Source organism: Lentilactobacillus sp. (genome assembly GCF_040773105.1).
Taxonomy (GTDB): domain Bacteria; phylum Bacillota; class Bacilli; order Lactobacillales; family Lactobacillaceae; genus Lentilactobacillus; species Lentilactobacillus parabuchneri.
The window spans coordinates 1-3,564 of sequence record NZ_JAXGWW010000217.1; the positions used below are offsets into that span (position 1 = coordinate 1).

General features: G+C 43.3%; 4 protein-coding genes and 1 pseudogene. 3 read left to right on the top strand and 2 right to left on the bottom strand.

Going from position 1 to position 3,564, the window contains the following annotated elements; genetic code table 11:
• Positions 1-287: 287 nt before the first annotated feature.
• Complete coding sequence (locus AB3112_RS09615) at positions 288-638, bottom strand: hypothetical protein (RefSeq protein WP_084972844.1); 351 nt, start codon at positions 636-638, stop codon at positions 288-290.
• A 333-nt stretch (positions 639-971) separates the two neighbouring features.
• Between AB3112_RS09615 and AB3112_RS09620 the strand changes: the two genes are divergently transcribed.
• The 3 genes from AB3112_RS09620 (at position 972) to AB3112_RS09630 (ending at position 3,041) form a co-directional block, all read left to right on the top strand.
• The gene (locus AB3112_RS09620; protein ID WP_084972843.1) at positions 972-1,424 is read left to right on the top strand and encodes an NUDIX hydrolase; all 453 of its coding nucleotides are present in this window, start codon (positions 972-974) and stop codon (positions 1,422-1,424) included.
• A 22-nt stretch (positions 1,425-1,446) separates the two neighbouring features.
• Complete coding sequence (locus AB3112_RS09625) at positions 1,447-2,391, top strand: phosphoglycerate dehydrogenase (protein WP_084998845.1); 945 nt, start codon at positions 1,447-1,449, stop codon at positions 2,389-2,391.
• A gap of 89 nt (positions 2,392-2,480) precedes the next feature.
• Positions 2,481-3,041, top strand: coding sequence for a hypothetical protein (locus AB3112_RS09630; protein WP_084998008.1), 561 nt, complete (start codon positions 2,481-2,483; stop codon positions 3,039-3,041).
• A gap of 358 nt (positions 3,042-3,399) precedes the next feature.
• Here the strand turns inward: AB3112_RS09630 and AB3112_RS09635 are convergent.
• Positions 3,400-3,564, bottom strand: a pseudogene (locus AB3112_RS09635) (plastocyanin); the annotation flags it as partial.

Consider the following 3,564-nt stretch of genomic DNA (forward strand, 5'->3'; position numbering starts at 1 on the left):
ACCGGGTAACTAGTAGGCATTTCATGGTTATCGGATTAAGCGGAGGAAGTTGGTTCGCGTAGCACGTTTCCACAAGGTAAAATAAGCACCCAAAATGACCATCCACATCAAAGTAAAGTGCGACTCAAACCGTTTAGACACTAGACGCTGCACGTTTCCAAAAGGTAAAAAGATGCCACCACCGAAAAAAGGTCGGGCCAAAAGTATTAACTTTTGACTCGGCCTTTTTCGGGGGGGATTTCATATGATCTGGCAGAAAACATGTGACAATCAGTTGATCCCGGAATTTATTTGGAATTACCGGGAACGCCTGCGACTGTTTGAAAGACGTCGGCCAGGGATGTATGCATATCTGCGAACTTCTTGTGAAGAATGAGTTGACGAAATTCTTCGACAGAAATGATCTCAACGTTTTTGAATGGGATGGTTGGAACCTCGGCGTTAGGAACGCTGGTAACAGCACTAGTCATTGTGATGACCAGTCCTTTCTTACTGTTCGGCGTTACGGTGTAGTACTCATAATATGATGGGGTTTCATAATCTCCGGTTAATTGCTTGTGGTCTTTGAAATAGTCGGTGATGAAATCGTTAAATGTGTCCTTTGATTCAAGTGATGCTTTCCAGTCTTTAGTTGTCATTTTAAAGCTTCCTTTCAAGTCAAAACAGTTCATAGAATTTTGTAAGAAATTAAAACTGATATATAAGAGATGCAAATTGCTTCCTCACTTCACTTATCATTCTAAACACTTTTCAAAATAGCACAAGTGAAAAAGACTATGAAAACGTTGACAATACTGGATTTTTTATTATTTTGTAATTGAAACCGGTATCTTGTGTAAATCGGCATCAATGATGCGAATTGTTAGCTAATATGTTAGATATATATAAAGCCCGTCTCCCGGCTTGATTTGAACGCTGTTTTGTAAGACGATAATACTATCAAAATTCAAACTTTTGAAAGAGGTGGTTAAATGCCAGTTGGATACATTGAAACCATTCGTTCGTTAGTCGGTCATATGCCTTTAATTTTAAACACAGCCGGCGGGATTCTACTCAACGACCAGCACCAAGTTCTCCTGAATTTAAGAACGGATACCCACAATTGGAGCTTGCCTGGCGGGTATATGGAATTCGGCGAAACGTTTGCTGAAACGTGTGTCCGGGAATACAAAGAAGACAGCGGGGTTGACGTTGAGATTGTTAAGCCGCTTAAAATATTTGATCAGGGAATTTTTACCTACCCAAACGGTGACGAGGTTCAAACAATTACCCAACTCTTTTTGGTAAAGAAAGTCGGCGGGCAGACACTTTCAACTGCAACCGATGAAACCCTGGAGTTGGACTACTTTGATTTTGACAAATTGCCACCATTATTGAATCAGCAAACCCACGACATGCTCGCTTACGCTGCCAAGAACGTTTAATGGCTAAAGGAGGAACTATCAAATGACGGAAAAAGTACTCGTACCCGCTCAATTATCGCAGGATGGCAAAGCTTACTTAAAAGACCATGGTTTTGAAGTAATCGAGGTGCCTCGAGCCAATCAAGAAAATATTCTAAAATATGGCCAAGATGTGGACGGGATGATTTTATTTGTTGATCCGATTGGAGAAGATGTCATTTCTCAGATGCCCAACTTAAAAATTATTGCCCGCCATGGTGTTGGCTATGACAGTGTTGATCTTGACGCCAGTGCCAAGCATGGGATCTGGGTAACGAATACGCCCAACGCCAATGCGGCTACCGTGGCTGAGACGACGATTGCTGAAATTTTAGACGTATCAAAAAACTTGACGAAAGACTCACTTGAAATGCGGAATGGCAACTTCGGCTATCCGCTGGCCCACCTTGGCTTTGACCTTGAAGGCAAGACCATTGGTATTTTAGGGTATGGCAAGATTGGTCAGTTGGTTGCCAAAAAGGCCAGCAGTTTGGGGATGCGGATTTTGATTCACAATCGAACGCCACGTGAATCCAGTTATGGCCAGTTTGTGGATTTGGACACCTTATTAAAGGAATCGGATGTTTTAACCTTGCATTTAGCTTCGAATCCGGCCACTTATCACACGATTGGAAAAGAACAGCTTGCTGAAATGAAAGCCAGCAGCGTACTAATCAATCTGGGTCGTGGCGCTCTGGTTGATCAAGATGCGCTGATTGATGCTTTGAAATCAAAGGCAATTGCTGGTGCCGCGTTAGACGTGTTTGATGAGGAACCATTACCGCTGGATAGTGAGTTATTCAAGCTCGATAACGTGTTGTTAACGCCACATATTGGGTCAAGTACGGTTGAAAGCTTCTCTCGGATGGCAACGGACGCTGCCAGTGAAGTCGTGCGGGTACTAAGCGGTCAAGCACCACAATGGCCAGTTAACCGACCTGAAAAATAAAATCTTAGAATGTCACTAATTAGATTGTACACAACCTATAATCATGCTATATTTGAGGCGGTTAAAAAAGATAAAAGGGAGTGTCAATCATGGTTAAAAAGTACGTTGCAGCGATTACATCATTGAATGGTGACAAGATTGGAACACATCCAACCGGTGAAGCAACATTTACGGTTGATGATGAGACGTTAATGGTTGAAATTACAATGGATCACACGTCGCCAAATACCCAGCACTGGATGCATTTCCATGGGTTCCCAGACGGTAAAGACGCGCAACCGGCAACGATTGCCCAAGATACTAATGGGGATGGCTACGTGGATTTGCCGGAGACGGAACCCGTTTCAGGAACCACGATGGTGCCATTTAACGACGCACCTGAGAAGATGGATATCCCCACGGACACCTACCCAACGTCGGATGCTAACGGTCATTTCCATTATAAAAAGGAAGTGCCATTGGCAGAAATCAGCCACAAATTCAAAGAAGTCTTTAATGACGATGATCCCCACTTGGAAAAGCGGGTTATCTATATTCATGGCGTCCCGGAATCAATGGAACTACCAGATACGATTCAAGGCGCAGTTGGCAAGTATGACCAACATACGACGCTACCGATTGCGGTGGGAAAAATAAAGAGTGCGGACTAGGGCGGTTAGAAGCCGGAGCCTAAATTAACGACCAGTGAAATCGAGTTTGATTTCGCTGGTCGTTGGTTTAGGTGCAGGATTCTGCCCTAGGGAGCACATTTGGGCAGGATAACAGCCAAACAACAATCCTAAGCTTTGGATTTGAGAACAAAAAATCGGAGTGTGCCAAAAGGCGGTTTTGCTTCCGTAGCATAACCTAGAATGACTTTTTGAGCTGAAAGCTCGGAAAGTTATTCGTAGTTATGCTACGGAAGCAGCCTTTTGGCACACGTTCCGGCTATATAAAATTGAAAAAACAAGGGGCTGTTAGCAAAACGTTAGTTTTGTCACAGCCCCATTTTGACATTATCGCGTTTATTTATTGCAGGTTCTCAAATTTCTCAATCCCGGTTTTTAAGCGATTTAACCCATCTTTAACCATCGAAGTCGGGCTGGCAACGTTCATTCTCAAGAATAAGTGGCCATTTCCACGGTAAACCGAGCCGTCTGACACAAACAATCCAGTTTCTTGACGGATGTAAGT